Source organism: Mesorhizobium sp. M0663 (genome assembly GCF_040320585.1).
GTDB lineage: Bacteria > Pseudomonadota > Alphaproteobacteria > Rhizobiales > Rhizobiaceae > Mesorhizobium.
In genome coordinates, this window is sequence record NZ_JAMYPX010000007.1 from 134,168 (window position 1) to 155,324 (window position 21,157).

Genomic DNA, 21,157 nt, shown 5'->3' on the forward strand with positions numbered 1-21,157 from the left:
CGCGATGAGCGAGACAATCTTCAATATCTTCCTGCCATTTGAGGACAGCAACCACTGCGGCCACGCATTATACGTCGGTCACCAATCTGCGCTCGATGACGAAGCCGCGATCCGCTTCCTGAGAGACAGAGTCGACGAGGATTTCCCAAAAGCTATCCAGGTCCCACTCATAAACCCGTTCACGCGCGAAGCTTATTACGCTCGTTGCCGGATCGGAGATGGTCATCACCTGTATGACGAGGTTTTTCAAGCGGCGTCCGCTCAGGCCGAGCCATTGTTCGTCACGACCCTCGTGGTCGATGGAAAGGTCAGGGTTGACGTGAGCAATCACCACGACGACCCGAACTTTTACCTAAGCCCTGAGGTAATCGGCGACGCACACATGGACGACTGGCTGCTGAAATACCGCGACGGGGACGCCCTCAATTTGCCTCGGCTCATTCACGATGACTATTTTCTGGCGGTCAAGCTAACTTTCAACGCGAAGCTTTATGTATCGTCTTTGAAGCTGCTGTTGTCATGCATTGACAGCATTTCGTACGTCGAATTTGGCGATCAGAAGACCCCAAGCTTCATCGATTGGTTGGATAAATATGCGGATCTGTCAAAAGTCGGCATTACGTCAGAGGAGCTGTGGGAGCTCCGCAATGGCGTGCTACATATGACTAATCTCAGCTCCAGGCAGGTGACACGAAAGAAGGTGCGTCGCATTTCGATACGTATCGGCGGAGAAGGCGAGACCGCCGACGGGATCCACTATTTCAACTTTTTCGCCCTTATCCAGGTTTTCGCCGCCGCTCTCGAAAGCTGGCTTGGCTCCTACAATGACGATCGCGAGAAATTCGCCACCTTCGTGGAGCGATACGACAAGACCATTTCGGACAGCAGGCAGCTCCAGAGGCCACCTTCAAGCGCCAAATAGATCAGCAGGATCTAAAGGAAGACGGATGTTCAGAGACGTGCGGTCCGAACGAAGGGATCATGCGTTTATCAGGGGTGGACGGCCTTGACGGGCCTCTTTGACCCACTTCTCTAAACCGCAGCTTCGAAAGGCGTGCGCGACGCTAGCCAACCCACAGAGGATGGCATATCTTATGATATACATGAAAGAAATTATGAGCCTATGATGCAGAGAAGACCTACAACGCAAGATATATCTTGGCTGCTTGATCTCCACCGAAATAATCAACTGGACCTGAACCCTCCATATCAACGCAAAAGCGTTTGGACGCGCGGCGACCGCCAGTTTTTCCTTGATACGATCTTCAGGAATTATCCAAGCCCCGCGATATTTCTCCACAAAACCATTACCGAAAATGGAACGACGACGTATCACGTTGTCGACGGGAAGCAACGGACGCAAACCATCCTGGATTTCAACAATGACAGGATCAAGGTAGCCTCTGACTTCGGGGACCTGCGGTTGAATGGCAAAAAATGGTCCGATATCGCGTCAGAGACTGATCTCAAGCGTAGATTTTGGAACTACCAATTGACGGTGGAGCTCATCGATTTTGAAGACTCCAACTTGGTCAATCAGGTCTTCGATCGGCTCAACAGAAATGCCCGGAAGCTGACCGACCAGGAATTGCGGCATGCCAAATTTGGAGGGTGGTTCATACAGCAAGCGGAATCTGAGGCCGAGCGCGCAGAATGGCGGACCCTCGGGGTCGTTACGAATGCCCGTTCAAAGCGTATGGCGGATGCCCAGTTCATTTCGGAACTCATGCTAGTGCTTCTCGAAGGCCAGGTGTTGGGATTTGACCAAGACACCCTTAATAACCTCTACGCGAAGTATGACGACGTCGAGGATCTTGAAAAGCCGTTGGATCAGGAAGCTTTCAGAACTGCCTTCGACGCAGCCAGAACAACCCTAGTTGCCCTCGACGGAGAAGGCGGAGGGATAATTCAAAGAGCGGCGCGCGCGTTAGGGAACATCTATACCCTGTGGAGTGTGCTCACGCTGAACGAGAACCTGCCTGCGGTGGAGGTATTAAGGGCAAGGTATGCCACCTTCATGGCGTTGGTAGAGGAATTGTCTGCTCAACCCGATATCGGCGAGTTTATGCGTACCCACGACACTCCCGCTTATCAGAGCGCCTTCAAGTACCTGAATAATTTGCGTGGCGCCAATACGGACCAGCGACCACGCGAGCAAAGGGCCGAGGCGCTTCTCGAAGCGCTTCTGCGCGCACCTGAATGAAAATTCCTGGGTCGATCAGGGCAATTTTTCTTGACCGGGAGCCGCTCTACAATAAGCTAAAACAGGAGGTCGACAAGCGGCTCGTTGGCTTCAAGGATCCTCGCTGGCACTATGAGAGCCGAGTAAAGGCCGAGGAGAGTTTTGCACTGAAGGTGGAAACCGGTCGCGTGTCCGACCCCGCCCAAATGGAGGACTTTTTCGCCGCAACGTACGTGGTGCCCAACCTTTCGGCAATTGACGCAGCCGAGCAGATCGTCAGAAGCAATTTCACCGTTTTGGAACGTCGGCCAGCTGCAAAGGGCAGCACCCACAAATCGCCGGAGTCGTTTCCCTTCGACGATGTGCGCTTGTTCGCCGCAATCACATCAGACCCAAGATATCCAGACAGCGGCCTGGAAGGCCTTCGCTTCGAGATTCAGGTCAAGACCTTCCTTCAACACGCGTGGTCGATCGCCACCCATGACCTCATCTACAAGACTTCCGGTGTTTCCTGGGCGCAGGAGCGAATTGCCTACCAAGTGAAGGCAATGCTTGAGCACGCCGAAGTGTCGATTGAGGAAGCGTCGGTGCTCTCGAAGAGCTCCATCATCGCAAAAACAGACAAAAACATCCGGACAATCGGCGAGATCATTAAGTTTGTCCGTGAGCTATGGGGAGATGACGCACCTCGGGACATCAAGCGCCTCGCAACGAATGTCGCCGACGTCTGTGCGACCGTCAATATCACCATCCCTCAATGCGAAGCGGCTGTTCGCACCCTGGTAGCCGCTAACGGTGGGGCGGTGCCGGCGAACGTGTCTCCGTATTTAGCTATCGTCGAAGCAGTGGCAGTTACTTATCAAGCCAAGCTAACTGAATATTTATATCGCAAAAGCCCAAAAAAATACGACAAGCGGATATTGATTACGCGCGAAATAACGCTTCCAACAGGGATTGAAAAAACAAAGATGAAACGCGCAATTATTGTCGAATAACCGGCCGCCTATCTCCCCGTGAAGGCTGGCGATTTCGACATTGACTGCATGCCCCCATAGTTCTGATGTGTCTAAATCAAGCGCGACCGCACCCCGTCGCTGAGCTCCATCAAATGATCCGGCTCTGCTGAGAACCACGCAAAGCTTCCCCATGCCAAGGAATCCACCGTCTTCTTGAACGAGGGGCGGCTGCGGTCGAGATACGCGGTAAGGAAGGCGACATGTTCCAGCGGAAAGCCCGCATCGTTTGCCAAGTCCTCCAGGGCTTTTTTCCGCCTGGCATTGATAGGGCCATCGGTTGCCACGACCTCCGCAAACACCAAAAGGGGATGCTCAGGCGCTAGGTCGACGAGGATGATGTCGGGAAGATCCTTGTCTGCCTTGATCGTCAGCCCAATGGATTTCGCGAGATCGTCGTCCCGAGAAACAACCTTGTTTCCGCTTTCGCTGACGAACAGAATCGCAGGCTCCCCCATGAAACGGGGCGCGAAGACCTCAATGACGGCCTTTGTTATTTCTGAGCTCAGTCCGGGCTTCATCCGCCGGGTTTCGCCATTTGGGAATGTCACACTTAAGCTGTCGCCCGCGGATCCGGCGCCGCGACGGACGATGGCGATGCGGGCAAGAGCGCCCTTGTTCAACGTTTTGCTTTGCCAAGCGCCGATCGCAGCGTGCAATTTCTCGCCAACCAGGTTTGGGTCGAACAGCTCGGCAAAACCGGTCTGCAACGCGTAGCGCGGCTTGCTTGACGTCGTCGCAATGTCCTGACGTTCAATCGCCGCACCCACCACCACCAAGGCTTCCCGCAGGGTCTCGTCGCGGATCGGTTCGCGCGTGGTGTCTTGATACCATTGAGTTCCTGGAGCACGCCCTCCGGCCTTCATAACCTTAGAAGAATACGCCAGGCGCTCATCATCGGAAACCATGGCCGCCTGATCGTCGCTGAATCTGTAGACGTGCTTCGGTCCCAGCCATACGTCCATCCCCTCAACAGCGCCGATGTAGAGGGCTACGAAGACCGTACTGGCGGCCAAATCTCGCGTGAGATAGCCGCGATGAGGAGTGCCTTCCGGAAAGATGGCTTTCAACCTCTCCTGCACGGATTCCCACGAAAGCAGACCTGGCAGGGTGGTCATGCGGCCGACCGGCCCATGTAAAGCGTTTGAATGTGCGCGTCGATTTCGTGTTGGAGCGCCTGCCGGTGGACCATTTTTGTCAATTCCGCAAGTTCGTCGGGAGAAGGAAGAGGTAGCGCCTCAAGCTCGAACGCTGAAACCGCCACGCTACCACTGATACAGCGGAACACCCGGTCAACAATGCCCGAATTCAAGACAGCAGCGATCACCGCTGTCGAGACCCTTGGCTTTTTGACGCGCGGCTTGACCATGTTGAGGTGGTTTTCGACGATCACGCTGCCGTGCGTCTTGATAAAGTCGGCTGGCAGTTCGGCCGCAATCAACCGGCGGGCCTGTTCTTTGGCGGTAGTCCGCTGCAGCAGGACGCAGGGCTCAGACACTTTCAACCACTCGTCGGCAGCCGATGGTCGGAAATGCGGTTCATGATTCCTTTTTTCCGCTCGGAATATGAACCGTCCGTCGAACGTAACGGCCTCGGCCCAAATCACCGGGAAGGTATCTTTGCCGGGGCGATTGCGGAATTGGCCTTTGAACCGGTTCCACACCATCGGACCAGTCGAGATCTTATATCCCCAATCGGAAAGTCGCGTCGGCATCCGCTCCAGCGACTTCACCAAGTCCTCATCCGATGGGTTTCTTGGTGCCAACCAAGGGTCTGTGCGCTCGGCCGGCAATTTGAAACCGCCGGCATGCGTGACCTGTGCGGTTCCGTTGACAGACAGATAGTGGACCACCGTCGGCGCCACCTTGGCGCCGCGTTTGTATGTGGCCAACATGGTTTCCTGAAGGACGTCCTCGAATACCCCTTTGCGGGCGGTCACGAAGTCCACGGCCAACGGCGGCGCTTCCTTGGCCAGCAGTCCGCGCAGGGCTTTGAAATATTCACCGGCGAGAAAACCGGTCGGCGTCACATAGGCGATGACGCCACCGACCCTTGTCCAGCGCAGCGCCAGGTCCGTAAACAAGCCATAGAGATTAGCGTGGCCATAGAGACTGCGGCCGTAGCGCTCGCGTTGACGTGCAGCAAGCTTGACGCGGCCGTAAGGCGGGTTGCCGATCACCAGATCGAAACGCTTGCCAGATACGGTCTCTTCGAGACTGTCGCAGACCTTCACGACAGACGGAAAGCGGCGGCCGGCCGCCTTCAACTCGTCAGCAAAGGCAATTTCCAGCCAAGCTTGGGTCAGCCAAGCCGCAAAGGGATCGATTTCAAAGCCTTGCAGATGGGCGCTAAAGTGCTCGATCAGCTCTGAGGCGCTAGCCTGGGGGAGGGCGTCGCGCATACGCATAGCCACGGGCAGCAGGAAGGCTCCACCACCACATGCCGGATCCAAGATTCGCGCCGTTTGCCAGTCCACTCCGGCTTCCTTCGCGAGCTGCAAAAGCCGGTCGGTAAGCGCTGGCGGTGTGTAATACGCACCCCAGGCAGTGCGCACCTCCTGCGGCAACATGGCTGTGTAGCAGGCACTCAGCTGATAGCAGGCCTCCTCGATCGGCAGCGTGGCCGCAGCTCGACCCAACGTTTTGGCCAACTCTGTAGCCGAAGTATCAAGTGAGTAGGTCAATGCGACGGTGAGTGGTGCGATCGGCAGCGGCCAGCCGATTGTCTCTCCCGAAGCCTCAACATAGGCCTCAACGGTCTTGGCGATGAAAGACCAAGCTGCTGGCTGCCTCCGCCGAATTTCCAGCTGCTCGCTCCAGGCGCGCGCCATTACCCGTCCACTCTGCAGGCTCAAAGGTGCATCCGCCATCCCAGCGTGCGCTGCGACGGCCTTTCGTGGTCTTCCGACCTGGCGAACGGGAGACTTCATTGGACACACTTCTTGCGGAACATATCGTGTACGCTACCGTGAACTGGCAGTTCTGGCAACGGGTGTCAAAATGGCAGTTTGGAAGGTCTAAGTGGATTTCTCCATGCTAGGGTACCACGATTCGGGCAAGGGTTGACCAATGCCCTAATTGCAGGGGGTGGAAAGCATGTCCGGTTCAGAGCATGAGAATTTTGAGGCTATTTGGGATTTCACATCCCGGTGGAGAGACACCGAACCCTTTGGTGAAACGTGGCCACAAACCAACCAGTTCGCAGCCCAGATAACCTATCGTTGCAAAGGCAATACCACGGTGGATGGGGGCAAGGCATGGTTAGAAACGACCGCGGGACAATCCGATGGCGCAGTTCACTTGAACGATTGCAAACGTCTTTCGAGCGCAAAGTTCCATCTCGATTTTAGCGTAAAGTTCCAGACCTACATGTTCGACCAGGCCAGCGGGGCTCTGGTCATCAGCGGTAGCTCCGACAAGATGGGCGGCGATTATAGCGTCGCCATCATTCCAGTGGTCCAGTAGCGGTTGGCGCGCGCCTACAAACTTTCGGGTTCCGGCGCTCGTCTACAAGCGGTAGATGCATCAGCGTACGCCTCTCGTCGTTATGCGACTTCTTAGATACCGTGATACGGACGGCAAAAGGCCAGATTCTGTTACACAAATCCTTGCACAGCCGCAGAAAAAATGCCAAATACCACTGTGTAAACAACGGGATGTAGATAGGCTATTCGGTCTCCAAAACCGCAGGTCGTAGGTTCGAGCCCTGCTGCCCGTGCCATTCTTCGAATGGATACCTAAAACGATTCTTTTGCGGTGCGGCCTTTGAAAACCGGCTTGTGACTTGCCATATAGCATAAGTTGCGGCATAAGGGCCGCATAGCCGGGACGGGACGACTGGATGGTTCCGAGGCGGCGTTTGGCCATAAAGCGGACACTTGCCACTTGCGTGGATCAAGAATCGGTTTTATGTAGACGAGACAGACACGCGACGCGTGGAGCTGGGAAGCCGGCTTTACGCGTCTGATTTGCATGGGCGAAATGATTGCGCTGATTCGGCGCGAACGCACGCTCAAGCGGCACGTCCCGGCCAGCGGGATCATCCAGGAGGCCCGGCCAACGGGTCTTGCAGACAGAGCGGCATATGGCTTCGAAAACCACAAATCCCTTCACCTTTCTCCAGCAGGTTCGCGCGGAGACCGCCAAGGTCACTTGGCCGTCGCGGCGCGAAACGATGATCTCGACGGTGATGGTCCTTGTGTTCGCGGTCATCGCGATGATCTTTTTCTTTACCGCAGACGTGGCCATGGGCTTTGCGGTCGAAAAAATCCTCGGCCTCGGACAGTAAGTCCGGCGATTACGGAGAAGTCTTGAAATGACCGCGCGGTGGTACATCGTCCACGCCTACTCGAACTTTGAAAAGAAGGTCGCCGAGGACATCGAGAACAAGGCCAAGCAGAAGGGCCTGTCCGCCGACATCGAGCAGATCGTGGTGCCGACCGAGAAGGTCGTCGAGATCCGCCGCGGCCGCAAGGTCGATGCCGAGCGCAAGTTCTTTCCGGGCTATGTGCTGCTGAAAGCCAATCTGACCGACGCCGTGTTTTCGCTCGTCAAGAACACGCCGAAGGTCACCGGTTTCCTGGGCGACTCCAAGCCGGTGCCGATCACCGAAGCCGAGGCCCAGCGTATCCTGAACCAGGTTCAGGAGGGCGTCGAGCGGCCGAAGCCGTCGGTGACGTTCGAGATCGGCGAAGCGATCCGCGTTTCGGATGGACCATTCGCGTCCTTTAACGGTTTCGTCCAGGAAGTGGACGAGGAGCGGGCGCGGCTCAAGGTGGAAGTTTCGATCTTCGGGCGCGCTGTGCCGGTCGATCTGGAATTCGGACAGGTCGAGAAGGGCTGATCCGAAATCCCTGCACCGGTTTCGGCGGCAGGGAAGGCGGCGCGGAGATCGCGCGGCCAAAAACGGGTGGGAGGCGAATGCGGCTTTAGCCGGCCGCGCGGACCGCACCACCAGACTGCAACCGCCGGCAAGACCGGCATGAGAAAAGGCAGGAAGAGAGATGGCTAAGAAAATTGCAGGCCAGCTCAAGCTCCAGGTTTCCGCGGGATCGGCCACGCCGTCGCCCCCGATCGGCCCGGCGCTTGGTCAGCGTGGCATCAACATCATGGAGTTCTGCAAGGCGTTCAACGCGCAGACCCAGGAAATGGAAAAGGGCTCGCCGGTTCCGGTCGTCATCACCTACTACCAGGACAAGTCGTTCACCTTCGTCATGAAGACGCCGCCGGTGAGCTACTTCCTGAAGAAGGCTGCGAACCTGAAGTCGGGCTCGAAGGAGCCGGGCAAGGTCAAGGCCGGCACGATCGGCCGCGACAAGGTGCGCGCCATCGCCGAGCAGAAGATGAAGGATCTGAACGCAAACGACGTCGAGGCGGCCATGCGCATGGTCGAGGGCTCCGCCCGCTCGATGGGTCTGGAAGTGGTGGGCTGAGATCATGGCAAAGATTGCAAAGCGTGTATCGAAGACCCGCGAAGGCATCGATCCCAACAAGGCTTATGCTTTGGGTGAGGCGCTGAAGCTGCTCAAGGATCGCTCCTCGGTGAAGTTCGACGAGACGATCGAAGTCGCGATGAACCTCGGCGTCGACCCGCGCCATGCCGACCAGATGGTCCGCGGCGTGGTCAATCTGCCGAACGGCACCGGCCGCAGCGTTCGCGTCGCCGTCTTCGCGCGTGGCGACAAGGCCGAGGAGGCCAAGGCCGCCGGCGCCGACATCGTCGGAGCCGAGGATCTGGTCGACATCGTCCAGAAGGGCACGATCGACTTCGACCGCTGCATCGCCACGCCGGACATGATGCCGCTGGTCGGCCGTCTCGGCAAGGTGCTCGGTCCGCGCGGCATGATGCCGAACCCGAAGGTCGGCACCGTAACCACCGACGTTACCGCCGCCGTCAAGGCATCGAAGGGCGGCGCCGTCGAGTTCCGCGTCGAGAAGGCCGGCATCGTTCACGCCGGCGTCGGCAAGGTCTCGTTCGACGTCAAGGCGCTGGAAGAAAACGTCCGCGCCTTCGCTGACGCGGTGACCAGGGCAAAGCCGGCTGGTGCCAAGGGCAACTACGTCAAGAAGGTGTCGGTCACCTCGACGATGGGCCCGGGCCTCAAGCTCGACGTCTCGACGCTCGCAGCGTCCTGATACGAACAATTGGATCGGCCGCTAAAACGCTGATCCGTGAAAGAATTCCGGGCCTCCGACCTGTCGGCGGCCCGGTACCGGAAGTCGAAAGGCTTCCGGACATCCTGTCCGAGATTGCAGGCGGCCCCCAAGCCTTAGGTGATGTGGGCCTTAATTCATGCGGGCCTGCATGAGACGGGTGAAGACCGGACAAAGGAGCGAAAGCTCCAATGAAAGGTTCGAACCGTGTTTGCCTTTTGTCTGCGCACCGTCCGGCTTGCCGGCAGGTGTGGCGAAAGGGGGCAGGATCCTCGAGCGTCGTTCGGGAGATCCGTTACTGGATGGCCCGGCCGGCAAAAAGGCAACCCGACGCCTGTCCTTCGTAGAGGGCAGGGGTCAACTGGAGATAGGCAGTGGACAGAGCGGAAAAACGCGAACTCGTCACGGGCCTGAATGATGCGTTTTCAAGCGCTGGTTCAGTCGTCGTGGCCCACTACGCCGGTATCACCGTCGCGCAAATGAACGACCTTCGGTCGAAAATGCGCGCCGCCGGTGGCACCGTCAAAGTCGCGAAGAACCGTCTCGCCAAAATCGCTCTTCAGGGCACGGACTCCGCATCGATCATCGAGCTGTTCAAGGGACAGACGCTGATCGCCTATTCGGAGGATCCGATTGCGGCGCCGAAGGTCGCGTCCGATTTCGCCAAGGGAAATGACAAGCTCGTCATTCTCGGCGGCGCAATGGGTACCACCTCGCTCAATGCCGACGGTGTGAAGGCACTCGCCACACTTCCGTCGCTCGATGAGCTGCGCGCCAGGCTGGTTGGCATGATCGCCACGCCGGCAACCCGGATCGCCCAGATCGTCAATGCGCCTGCGGCTTCGGTCGCGCGCGTCATCGGCGCTTACGCCCGGAAGGACGAGGCGGCATGAGGCCGTTCCTCGCTATCACAAACACACGTTCGAACCTTATGAAGGAACATTGCAATGGCTGATCTGGCAAAGATCGTAGACGACCTTTCGAAGCTAACCGTCCTCGAGGCGGCCGAGCTGTCGAAGCTTCTTGAAGAAAAGTGGGGCGTTTCCGCCGCTGCTCCGGTGGCGGTTGCCGCTGCCGGCGGCGCTGCGGCCGCTGCTGCTCCGGTCGAGGAAAAGACGGAATTCGACGTCGTCCTCACCGAGGCAGGCGCTCAGAAGATCAACGTCATCAAGGAAGTTCGCGCCATCACCGGTCTTGGCCTCAAGGAAGCCAAGGACCTGGTCGAGGCGGCTCCGAAGCCGGTCAAGGAAGCCGTTTCCAAGGCCGACGCGGACAAGTTCAAGGCCCAGCTGGAAGCAGCCGGCGCCAAGGTCGAACTGAAGTAAGCGTTGAGTACCGGCGGACGGCGTCGCGCCGCCCGCCACTCCTTTCGCGTCGAAGGGAGGCTGCGTAACGCGAAGAGTGCGAAAACCTCTTTCCTGAGGGCCGCAAACCGGCCTTCAGGAAACGGGTTTTCTCCCGTTTCTGGCCCGCCGCCAATTGGCGGCGGGTGAAAAGACAAGAAGCCGCCGACAGGCGGCGGGCAACAAGACAGGGCCGCCAAGGTGGCCCGAGATGCAAGGCGAGCCGCGGCGAGGCTCGTCCCGAGAATTGAGCTAAGGAGCGACGATGGCCCAGACCCAGACTTTCAATGGCCGCAGACGCGTACGCAAGTTTTTCGGAAAGATCCCGGAAGTTGCGGAGATGCCGAACCTGATCGAGGTTCAGAAGGCATCCTATGACCAGTTCCTGATGGTGGAGGAGCCCAAGGGTGGGCGTCCTGACGAGGGACTGCAAGCAGTTTTCAAGTCGGTCTTCCCGATTTCCGATTTTTCCGGCTCCTCGATGCTGGAATTCGTGAAGTATGAGTTCGAGGGACCGAAATTCGACGTTGACGAATGCCGGCAGCGCGACCTGACCTATGCGGCGCCGCTCAAGGTGACGCTGCGCCTCATCGTGTTCGATATCGACGAGGATACCGGCGCCAAGTCGATCAAGGACATCAAGGAGCAGGACGTCTACATGGGCGACATGCCGCTCATGACCTTGAACGGCACCTTCATCGTCAACGGCACCGAGCGCGTCATCGTCTCGCAGATGCACCGTTCGCCAGGCGTCTTCTTCGACCATGACAAGGGCAAGTCGCACTCGTCCGGCAAGCTTCTGTTTGCCGCGCGCGTCATTCCCTATCGCGGTTCGTGGCTCGACATCGAGTTCGATAGCAAGGACGTCGTGCATGCCCGCATCGATCGCCGCCGCAAGATTCCGGTGACGTCGCTGCTGATGGCGCTCGGCATGGACGGCGAAGAGATCCTGTCGACCTTCTACAACAAGATCACCTACAAGCGCGCCGGCGACCATTGGCGCATCCCGTTCAACGTCGAGCGTTTCCGCGGCCTCAAGGCCGTTGGTGACCTGGTCGACGCCGACACCGGCGAAGTCGTCGTCGAGGCCGGCAAGAAGATCACCGCCCGCCAGGCCAGGGCACTTGGCGAAAAGGGTCTCAAGGCGATCAAGGCGACCGACGAGGATCTGCTCGGCAACTACCTTGCCGAGGATATTGTCAACTACGCGACCGGCGAGATCTTCCTCGAAGCCGGTGACGAGATCGACGAAAAGACGCTGAAAGTGCTGCTTGGCACCGGTGACGATGAGATCAAGGTCCTCGACATCGACCACGTCAACGTCGGCGCCTACATCCGCAACACGCTCAACGTCGACAAGAACGAGAGCCGCCAGGACGCACTGTTCGACATCTACCGCGTCATGCGCCCCGGCGAGCCGCCGACGCTCGAGACCGCCGAAGCCATGTTCAACTCGCTGTTCTTCGACAGCGAGCGCTATGATCTTTCGGCCGTCGGCCGCGTCAAGATGAACATGCGCCTCGAGCTCAAGGCCGAGGACACCGTGCGCGTGCTGCGCAAGGACGACATCCTGGCCGTGGTCAAGACGCTGGTCGAACTGCGCGACGGCAAGGGCGAGATCGACGACATCGACAATCTCGGCAATCGCCGCGTGCGCTCGGTCGGCGAGCTGATGGAGAACCAGTACCGCGTCGGCCTGCTGCGCATGGAGCGCGCGATCAAGGAACGCATGTCCTCGATCGAGATCGACACGGTGATGCCGCAGGACCTGATCAACGCCAAGCCGGCGGCTGCCGCCGTGCGCGAGTTCTTCGGTTCCTCGCAGCTGTCGCAGTTTATGGATCAGACCAACCCGCTTTCGGAGATCACCCACAAGCGCCGTCTTTCGGCGCTTGGACCGGGCGGTCTGACCCGCGAGCGTGCCGGTTTCGAAGTGCGCGACGTGCACCCGACGCATTACGGCCGCATCTGCCCGATCGAGACGCCGGAAGGCCCGAACATCGGCCTGATCAACTCGCTTGCGACCTTCGCGCGCGTCAACAAATACGGCTTCATCGAGAGCCCGTACCGCAAGATCGTCAACGGCAAGCTGACCAATGAGGTCGTTTACCTCTCGGCTATGGAAGAGGCCAAGCACCACGTCGCGCAGGCCAATGCCGAGCTCGACAAGAATGGTCATTTCGTCGACGAATTCGTCATTTGCCGCAACGCCGGCGAAGTGATGATGGCGCCGCGCGAAAACGTTGATCTGATGGATGTGTCGCCGAAGCAGATGGTGTCGGTGGCCGCGGCCCTGATCCCGTTCCTCGAGAACGATGACGCCAACCGTGCGCTGATGGGCTCGAACATGCAGCGTCAGGCCGTGCCGCTGGTGCGCGCCGAAGCGCCGTTCGTCGGCACCGGCATGGAGCCGATCGTCGCCCGTGACTCGGGCGCCGCCATCGGCGCCCGCCGCGGCGGCATCGTCGACCAGGTGGACGCGACGCGTATCGTCATCCGCGCCACGGAAGATCTCGATCCCGGCAAGTCCGGCGTCGACATCTACCGGCTGATGAAGTTCCAGCGTTCGAACCAGAACACCTGCATCAACCAGCGTCCGCTGGTGCGCATGGGCGACCGGGTCAACAAGGGCGACATCATCGCCGACGGCCCGTCGACCGAGCTCGGCGATCTGGCCCTCGGCCGTAACGTGCTGGTCGCGTTCATGCCGTGGAACGGCTACAACTACGAGGATTCCATCCTCCTGTCCGAGCGCATCGTCGCCGACGACGTCTTCACCTCGATCCACATCGAGGAGTTCGAAGTCATGGCCCGCGACACCAAGCTGGGGCCGGAGGAGATCACGCGCGACATTCCCAACGTCTCGGAAGAAGCGCTGAAGAACCTCGATGAGGCCGGCATCGTCTACATCGGTGCGGAAGTGCAGCCGGGCGACATCCTGGTCGGCAAGATCACGCCGAAGGGCGAAAGCCCGATGACGCCGGAAGAAAAGCTGCTGCGCGCCATCTTCGGTGAAAAGGCCTCGGACGTGCGCGACACCTCGATGCGCATGCCTCCGGGAACCTTCGGCACCGTCGTCGAAGTGCGTGTCTTCAACCGCCACGGCGTCGAGAAGGACGAGCGCGCCATGGCGATCGAGCGCGAGGAGATCGAACGCCTCGCCAAGGACCGCGACGACGAGCAGGCGATCCTCGACCGCAACGTCTATTCGCGTCTTTCCGACGTTCTCGTCGGCAAGGAAGCGATTGCCGGGCCGAAGGGCTTCAAGAAGGGCTCGAAGCTGTCGAAGGACACGCTCGACGAGTATCCGCGTTCGCAGTGGTGGCAGTTTGCCGTGGAGAACGAAAAGCTCCAGAGCGAACTGGAAGCCCTGCGTGGCCAGTACGACGATTCCAAGAAGGCGCTCGAGCAGCGCTTCATGGACAAGGTCGAGAAGGTGCAGCGCGGCGACGAAATGCCTCCGGGCGTCATGAAGATGGTCAAGGTCTTCGTGGCCGTGAAGCGCAAGATGCAGCCCGGCGACAAGATGGCCGGCCGGCACGGCAACAAGGGTGTCGTGTCGCGGATCGTTCCGGTCGAGGATATGCCTTTCCTCGAGGACGGCACGCATGCCGACATCGTGCTCAACCCGCTGGGTGTGCCGAGCCGCATGAATGTCGGCCAGATCCTGGAAACGCATCTGGGCTGGGCTTGCGCCGGAATGGGCAGGAAGATCGGCGATCTGATCGACGCGTACAAGACGGCGGGCGACATCAAGCCGCTGCGCAAGACGCTCGAGAGCTTCATGCCTTCCAACGACCGCAACGAGCCGGTCCGCGAATATGACGACGAGAGCATCGTTCGCCTCAGCGAGCAGATGCGCCGCGGCGTCTCCATCGCGACACCGGTGTTCGACGGCGCGCACGAGGCCGACATCAACATCATGCTGGAGCAGGCGGGCCTGCACACCAGCGGTCAGTCGCAGCTCTATGACGGGCGCACCGGCGAGCCGTTCGATCGCAAAGTGACGATGGGCTATATATATATGCTCAAGCTTCACCACCTTGTGGACGACAAGATCCACGCGCGTTCGATCGGGCCGTACTCGCTCGTTACCCAGCAGCCGCTGGGCGGCAAGGCGCAGTTCGGTGGCCAGCGCTTCGGCGAGATGGAGGTCTGGGCGCTCGAAGCATACGGCGCCGCCTACACGCTGCAGGAGATGCTGACGGTGAAGTCGGATGACGTCGCCGGCCGCACCAAGGTCTACGAGGCGATCGTCAGAGGCGACGACACATTCGAGGCCGGCATTCCCGAGAGCTTCAACGTTCTCGTCAAGGAAATGCGGTCTCTCGGCCTCAATGTCGAGCTGGAGAACACCAAGCTCGACGACAACCCGATCCGGCTGCCCGACGCGGCCGAGTAAGCAAGACGTCCGGCCGCGGTCTTCCCGCGACCGGACGCACCAAATTCTCGGCCGATGGCCGATCAAGTCGGCGGGCGTTTGGCCCGCGCTAGATGCAAGGGGTTTTCGAGGACCCCGAAAAGGAGAACGGCATGAACCAAGAGGTCATGAATCTCTTCAATCCCCAGGCGCCTGCGCAGGTGTTCGATTCCATCCGGATCTCGCTTGCCAGCCCTGAGAAGATTCTGTCCTGGTCGTTCGGCGAGATCAAGAAGCCGGAGACCATCAACTACCGCACCTTCAAGCCGGAGCGTGACGGCCTGTTCTGCGCGCGCATTTTTGGCCCGATCAAGGACTATGAGTGCCTGTGCGGCAAGTACAAGCGCATGAAATACAAGGGCGTCATCTGCGAGAAGTGCGGCGTCGAAGTGACGCTGTCGCGCGTCCGCCGCGAGCGCATGGGCCATATCGAGCTGGCGGCACCGGTCGCCCACATCTGGTTCCTGAAGTCGCTGCCGTCGCGCATCGGCACGCTGCTCGACATGACGCTGAAGGACATCGAGCGGGTCCTCTACTTCGAGAACTACATCGTTACCGAACCCGGCCTCACCGCGCTGAAGGAGCACCAGCTGCTCAGCGAGGAAGAGTACATGATGGCCGTCGACGAGTATGGCGAGGATTCGTTCACCGCCATGATCGGCGCCGAGGCGATCCACGACCTGCTGGCCGGCATGGACCTCGAGAAGATCGCCGGCGATCTGCGCTCGGAACTGGCTTCGACCACCTCCGATCTCAAGTAGCAGAAGTACCTGAAGCGGCTCAAGGTCGTCGAGAACTTCATGGAGTCCGGCAACCGTCCGGAATGGATGATCATGAAGGTGGTTCCGGTGATCCCGCCGGACCTGCGTCCGCTTGTCCCGCTGGACGGTGGCCGTTTCGCCACGTCGGATCTGAACGACCTCTATCGCCGCGTCATCAACCGCAACAACCGCTTGAAGCGGCTGATCGAGCTGCGCGCGCCCGGCATCATCGTGCGCAATGAAAAGCGCATGCTGCAGGAAGCCGTCGATGCGCTGTTCGACAATGGCCGCCGTGGCCGCGTCATCACCGGCGCCAACAAGCGTCCGCTGAAGTCGCTGTCCGACATGCTGAAGGGCAAGCAGGGCCGGTTCCGCCAGAACCTGCTCGGCAAGCGCGTCGACTATTCCGGCCGCTCGGTCATCGTCACCGGTCCGGAGCTCAAGCTGCACCAGTGCGGCCTGCCGAAGAAGATGGCGCTCGAGCTGTTCAAGCCCTTCATCTACGCCCGTCTCGACGCCAAGGGTTACTCCTCGACCGTCAAGCAGGCGAAGAAGCTGGTCGAGAAGGAGCGTCCGGAGGTCTGGGATATCCTCGACGAGGTCATCCGCGAGCATCCGGTGCTTTTGAACCGCGCACCGACGCTGCACCGCCTCGGTATCCAGGCGTTCGAGCCGATCCTGATCGAAGGCAAGGCGATCCAGCTTCACCCGCTGGTCTGCACGGCCTTCAACGCCGACTTCGACGGCGACCAGATGGCGGTCCACGTGCCGCTGTCGCTGGAAGCGCAGCTCGAAGCCCGCGTGCTGATGATGTCGACCAACAACATCCTGCACCCGGCTTCCGGTGCGCCGATCATCGTGCCGTCGCAGGACATGGTTCTCGGTCTCTACTATCTCTCGATCGTCAACCAGAACGAGCCGGGCGAGGGCATGGTGTTTGCCGACATGGGCGAACTCCAGCACGCGCTCGAGACCAAGGCGGTGACGCTGCATGCCAAGATCAAGGGGCGCTTCCGCACGGTCGACGCCGACGGCAAGGTCGTGTCGAAGATCTACGACACCACGCCTGGCCGCATGATCATCGGCGAGCTGCTGCCGAAGAATCACAACGTGCCCTACGAGACCGCCAACCAGGAGATGACCAAGAAGAACATCTCCAAGATGATCGACACCGTCTACCGCCATTGCGGTCAGAAGGAGACGGTCATTTTCTGCGATCGCATCATGGCTCTCGGCTTCAGCCACGCCTGCCGTGCCGGCATTTCGTTCGGCAAGGACGACATGCTGATCCCGGACGCCAAGATCAAGCTGGTCTCCGACACCGAGGCTTTGGCCAAGGAGTACGAGCAGCAGTACAATGACGGTCTGATCACCCAGGGCGAGAAGTACAACAAGGTCGTCGACGCCTGGGCCAAGTGCTCGGAAAAGGTCGCCGACGAAATGATGGCCCGCATCAAGGCGGTCGAGTTCGAGGACAACGGCCGTCAGAAGCCGATGAACTCGATTTACATGATGTCGCACTCCGGTGCGCGCGGCTCGCCCACCCAGATGCGCCAGCTCGCCGGCATGCGCGGCCTGATGGCCAAGCCTAGCGGTGAAATCATCGAGACGCCGATCATCTCGAACTTCAAGGAAGGCCTCACCGTGCTCGAGTACTTCAACTCGACCCACGGCGCCCGCAAGGGTCTGGCCGACACCGCCTTGAAGACGGCGAACTCGGGTTACCTGACGCGTCGTCTCGTCGACGTGGCGCAGGACTGCATCGTCAACTCGCTCGACTGCGGCACCGACAAGGGCCTCACCATGCAGCCGATCGTCGATGCCGGTCAGGTCGTCGCCTCGGTTGGTCAGCGCGTTCTCGGCCGCACCTCGCTCGACGACATCACCCACCCGGTCACCGGCGAGGTTCTGGTCAAGGCCGGAACGCTGATGGACGAGCGTGACGTGGAACTGATCGAAAAGGCCGGCGTGCAGTCGGTTCGCATCCGTTCGGCGCTGACCTGCGAGGTCAGGGTCGGCGTCTGCGCGGTCTGCTACGGACGCGATCTGGCCCGCGGCACTCCCGTCAACCAGGGCGAGGCTGTCGGCGTCATCGCGGCGCAGTCGATCGGCGAGCCGGGCACCCAGCTCACCATGCGTACCTTCCACATGGGCGGCACGGCGCAGGTGGTGGATTCCTCGTTCCTTGAAGCCTCGTATGAGGGCAAGGTCGAGATCCGCAACCGCAACGTGGTGCGCAACTCCGACGGCCAGCTGATGGTCATGGGCCGCAACATGGCGGTGCTGATCCTCGACGAGGCCGGCAAGGAACGCGCCACGCACCGCGTCACCTACGGTTCGCGTATCTTCGTCGACGATGGCGACAAGGTGAAGCGCGGCCAGCGCATTGCCGAGTGGGATCCCTATACCCGCCCGGTCCTCACCGAAATCGAGGGCAGGGTAGCGTTCGAGGATCTGGTCGATGGCATTTCCGTTCAGGAAACCGCCGACGAATCGACCGGCATCACCAAGCGCGAGGTCATCGACTGGCGTTCGACGCCACGCGGCAACGACCTCAAGCCGGCGATCGTCGTCCAGGATGCCAAGGGCAAGGTCGGCAAGCTGTCGAAGGGCGGCGACGCCCGCTTCCTGCTCTCGGTCGAGGCCATTCTTTCGGTCGAGCCGGGCGCACAGGTTCGCCCCGGCGACGTGCTGGCGCGTATCCCGATGGAAAGCGCCAAGACCAAGGACATCACCGGCGGTCTGCCGCGTGTGGCCGAACTGTTCGAGGCACGCCGTCCGAAGGATCACGCCATCATCGCCGAGATCGATGGCACGATCCGCTTCGGCCGCGACTACAAGAACAAGCGCCGCATCATCATCGAGCCGCATGACTCGACGCTTGAGCCGGTCGAATACCTGATCCCGAAGGGCAAGCCGTTCCATCTCCAGGACGGCGACGTCATCGAGAAGGGCGACTACATCCTCGACGGTAATCCGGCGCCGCACGACATCCTGGCGATCAAGGGCGTGGAGGCGCTTGCCTCCTACCTCGTCAACGAAATCCAGGAGGTCTACCGACTGCAGGGCGTGTCGATCAACGACAAGCACATCGAGGTGATCGTTCGCCAGATGCTGCAGAAGGTCGAGATCACCACGCAGGGCGATTCGACCTACATTCCGGGCGACCACGTCGACGTGATCGAGCTGGAAGAGGTCAATGAGCGCCTGGTCGAGGAAGGCAAGAAGCCGGCTGAAGGCCAACCGGTGCTGCTCGGCATCACCAAGGCCTCGCTGCAGACGCCGTCCTTCATCTCCGCCGCCTCCTTCCAGGAGACGACGAGGGTGCTGACCGAAGCTGCGGTTGCGGGCAAGACCGACATGCTGCAGGGGCTGAAGGAAAACGTCATCGTCGGCCGGCTGATCCCGGCCGGTACCGGCGGTACGATGAGCCAGATCCGGCGCATCGCCACCTCGCGCGACGAGTTGATCATCGACGAGCGCCGCAAGGCGTCCGGCGTCGAGGTCGCCGAGCCGATGCTGACCGACATGGTTAACGCGGCGCAGTAAGCGCGCAAGCAAGAGAAGATAGAAAAGGGGCCTAAGTGGCCCCTTTTCGCATTTTGGTTCCTCAATCGGATCGGAGAGGAAACGATGAGCAGGAAGATTTGGGCTTCTGTCGACGACTACATTGTCGAAGCTCTTTTCGAGGCGGATCCCGCTCTTGATGCCGTTCTGGCGGCCAACCATGATCAGGGCCTGCCGCCTATCGACGTTTCCCCAGCACAAGGCAAGCTGCTCTCACTTCTTGCGCGAATGCAGGGAGCGAGGAAGGTACTCGAAATCGGCACGTTGGGCGGTTATTCGACAATCTGGATGGCGCGAGCATTGCCGATGGATGGCAAGGTCGTGACGCTCGAGCTTGATCCGCACCACGCCAGTGTCGCGCGGTCGAACTTTGAACGGGCAGGGGTGTCTGACCGTGTGGAACTGCGGGTCGGACCGGCGCTTCAATCGCTTGCGGCCTTAGGCGCCGAGAATGCCGGGCCGTTCGACTTTATCTTCATCGACGCCGACAAGCCGAACAACCCGCACTATCTGTCCTGGGCCATGCGTCTTTCGAGGCCGGGGACCGTCATCGTCTGCGACAATGTCATCCGTGACGGCGCGGTGGTGAATGAAGATGGTCGCGACGCCAATGTCGAAGGGGCACGCGCGGCGTTCTCGTTCATCGGCAGCGACAAGCGTCTGGAAGGCACCGCGATCCAGACTGTTGGCGCCAAGGGCTATGACGGCTTTGCAATAGCGATCGTCAATTGATTTTGTGCGGTGCGCCGACCAGACCTGCGATCCGGCCGGCGCCCACTCGTCAATCGAAAAAAGCTTCCACCACATTGCGCTTGCCGAGCATGAAGGCGTCGGCGACGTGCTGCAGGGGCGCGAGATCGACGTCGGAGGTGCCGGCGCGCACGATCTCGGCGAAGCGCTTGTAGAGCATCGGATATTCGGCTTCCGGCTCCTCGTGAACGACGCGGCCATCGATGGCGAGCTTTGAGCCGCCGCCAGAAAGCACCATCGATCCGGCCTCGGTATCGGCCAGGATGTCCCAGCTTTGCGGGCCGGTCTGACGCCAATCGAGTTCCATCGTCACCGGCAGACCGTTCGAAGTGCGGAAGGCGATATGGGCGGCGATCGGGGCCGCGCGGTTTTCGGGGAAATCGAGCTCTGCCGAGCTGATGAACATCGGCGGCAGGATGTGGGTCGCGATCGACAGCGCGTTGATGCCGGGATCGAAGACGCCAAAGCCGCCGGGAGCCCAGATCCACTCCTGGTTCGGATGCCAGCGGCGCACGTCTTCCTTCCAGTTGATGGCGGCCGACCTGATCGTAGTCGAGCTGAGGAATGTGCGCGCTGCTTCGACAGCTGGCGCATAGCGCGAGTGCCAGCTGGCGAACAGGCAGACGCCGTTCGCTGCCGCCAGCGCCTTCAGGTCTTCGACCTCGCTGACCGTGGCGCCGGGCGGCTTTTCCAGGAAGACATGCTTTTTCGCCGTGAGCGCCAAGCGCGCGGCGTCGTAACGAAACTGCGGCGGCATGCACAGCGACACCGCCTCGAGCTCTGGCGTTGCGTCGAGCATCGCCTCGATCGTCGGGAAGTTCGGGATGTCCTCCACTTTGCCATGCCGGCTCGCTGCAGCAACCAGGCGATAATCCTGGTCCTTCGCCAGCGCCGGCAGATGCTGGTCACGGACGATCTTCCCCACGCCGACGATGCCGAGCTTGATGGGATTAGAGGACATGGGAGCTC

At 60.2% G+C, this 21,157-nt stretch carries 15 protein-coding genes, 1 tRNA gene and 1 pseudogene; 14 read left to right on the top strand and 3 right to left on the bottom strand.

Going from position 1 to position 21,157, the window contains the following annotated elements:
* Positions 1-4 precede the first annotated feature (4 nt).
* The 3 genes from NKI54_RS15880 (at position 5) to NKI54_RS15890 (ending at position 3,177) form a co-directional block, all read left to right on the top strand.
* Positions 5-922 (top strand): hypothetical protein, encoded by a 918-nt coding sequence (locus NKI54_RS15880; protein ID WP_352691931.1) that lies wholly within the window; start codon positions 5-7, stop codon positions 920-922.
* A 204-nt stretch (positions 923-1,126) separates the two neighbouring features.
* Positions 1,127-2,203: a GmrSD restriction endonuclease domain-containing protein gene (locus NKI54_RS15885; RefSeq protein WP_352691933.1), complete on the top strand. Its 1,077-nt coding sequence runs from the start codon at positions 1,127-1,129 to the stop codon at positions 2,201-2,203.
* Entirely contained in the window at positions 2,200-3,177 is a 978-nt protein-coding gene (locus tag NKI54_RS15890; protein ID WP_352691935.1) for a RelA/SpoT-related domain-containing protein, read from the top strand. The genes NKI54_RS15885 and NKI54_RS15890 overlap by 4 nt, the downstream gene beginning before the upstream one ends.
* Positions 3,178-3,248: 71 nt before the next feature.
* Here NKI54_RS15890 and NKI54_RS15895 read toward each other — a convergent pair whose 3' ends face one another.
* Both NKI54_RS15895 and NKI54_RS15900 read right to left on the bottom strand, forming a co-directional pair.
* Positions 3,249-4,313, bottom strand: a complete 1,065-nt coding sequence (locus NKI54_RS15895) for a BsuBI/PstI family type II restriction endonuclease (RefSeq protein ID WP_352691937.1) — start codon at positions 4,311-4,313, stop codon at positions 3,249-3,251.
* Positions 4,310-6,025 (bottom strand): HsdM family class I SAM-dependent methyltransferase, encoded by a 1,716-nt coding sequence (locus tag NKI54_RS15900; RefSeq protein WP_352691940.1) that lies wholly within the window; start codon positions 6,023-6,025, stop codon positions 4,310-4,312. The genes NKI54_RS15895 and NKI54_RS15900 overlap by 4 nt, the downstream gene beginning before the upstream one ends.
* Positions 6,026-6,290: 265 nt before the next feature.
* Between NKI54_RS15900 and NKI54_RS15905 the strand changes: the two genes are divergently transcribed.
* The 11 genes and pseudogenes from NKI54_RS15905 (at position 6,291) to NKI54_RS15955 (ending at position 20,170) form a co-directional block, all read left to right on the top strand.
* Positions 6,291-6,659: a hypothetical protein gene (locus tag NKI54_RS15905; RefSeq protein WP_352691943.1), complete on the top strand. Its 369-nt coding sequence runs from the start codon at positions 6,291-6,293 to the stop codon at positions 6,657-6,659.
* A 186-nt stretch (positions 6,660-6,845) separates the two neighbouring features.
* Positions 6,846-6,915 (top strand) — tRNA-OTHER (locus NKI54_RS15910).
* A gap of 363 nt (positions 6,916-7,278) precedes the next feature.
* Entirely contained in the window at positions 7,279-7,482 is a 204-nt protein-coding gene (gene secE / locus NKI54_RS15915) for a preprotein translocase subunit SecE (protein WP_023680439.1), read from the top strand.
* Positions 7,483-7,509: 27 nt separating this feature from the next.
* Positions 7,510-8,037, top strand: coding sequence for a transcription termination/antitermination protein NusG (gene nusG, locus NKI54_RS15920; RefSeq protein WP_006333333.1), 528 nt, complete (start codon positions 7,510-7,512; stop codon positions 8,035-8,037).
* A gap of 160 nt (positions 8,038-8,197) precedes the next feature.
* Positions 8,198-8,626 carry a 50S ribosomal protein L11 gene (rplK, locus tag NKI54_RS15925; protein ID WP_023680440.1) on the top strand — a complete coding sequence of 143 codons (429 nt, stop codon included), beginning with the start codon at positions 8,198-8,200 and terminating at the stop codon, positions 8,624-8,626.
* Positions 8,627-8,630: 4 nt separating this feature from the next.
* Positions 8,631-9,329, top strand: a complete 699-nt coding sequence (gene rplA, locus NKI54_RS15930; RefSeq protein WP_023680441.1) for a 50S ribosomal protein L1 — start codon at positions 8,631-8,633, stop codon at positions 9,327-9,329.
* A gap of 392 nt (positions 9,330-9,721) precedes the next feature.
* Entirely contained in the window at positions 9,722-10,240 is a 519-nt protein-coding gene (gene rplJ / locus NKI54_RS15935) for a 50S ribosomal protein L10 (protein WP_008875657.1), read from the top strand.
* Between the two features lie 54 nt (positions 10,241-10,294).
* On the top strand, positions 10,295-10,672 hold the full coding sequence (gene rplL / locus NKI54_RS15940; RefSeq protein ID WP_023680442.1) for a 50S ribosomal protein L7/L12: 378 nt from the start codon (positions 10,295-10,297) through the stop codon (positions 10,670-10,672).
* A gap of 283 nt (positions 10,673-10,955) precedes the next feature.
* Entirely contained in the window at positions 10,956-15,092 is a 4,137-nt protein-coding gene (rpoB, locus tag NKI54_RS15945) for a DNA-directed RNA polymerase subunit beta (protein WP_023680443.1), read from the top strand.
* Between the two features lie 131 nt (positions 15,093-15,223).
* Positions 15,224-19,420: pseudogene (gene rpoC, locus NKI54_RS15950) on the top strand (DNA-directed RNA polymerase subunit beta').
* An 84-nt stretch (positions 19,421-19,504) separates the two neighbouring features.
* A complete protein-coding gene (locus tag NKI54_RS15955) occupies positions 19,505-20,170 on the top strand; it encodes an O-methyltransferase (RefSeq protein ID WP_352474774.1) in 666 nt (221 codons plus the stop codon).
* A 49-nt stretch (positions 20,171-20,219) separates the two neighbouring features.
* On the opposite strand, the gene NKI54_RS15960 is transcribed toward NKI54_RS15955, so the two are convergent.
* Complete coding sequence (locus NKI54_RS15960; RefSeq protein ID WP_352636967.1) at positions 20,220-21,149, bottom strand: Gfo/Idh/MocA family protein; 930 nt, start codon at positions 21,147-21,149, stop codon at positions 20,220-20,222.
* Positions 21,150-21,157: the final 8 nt, after the last annotated feature.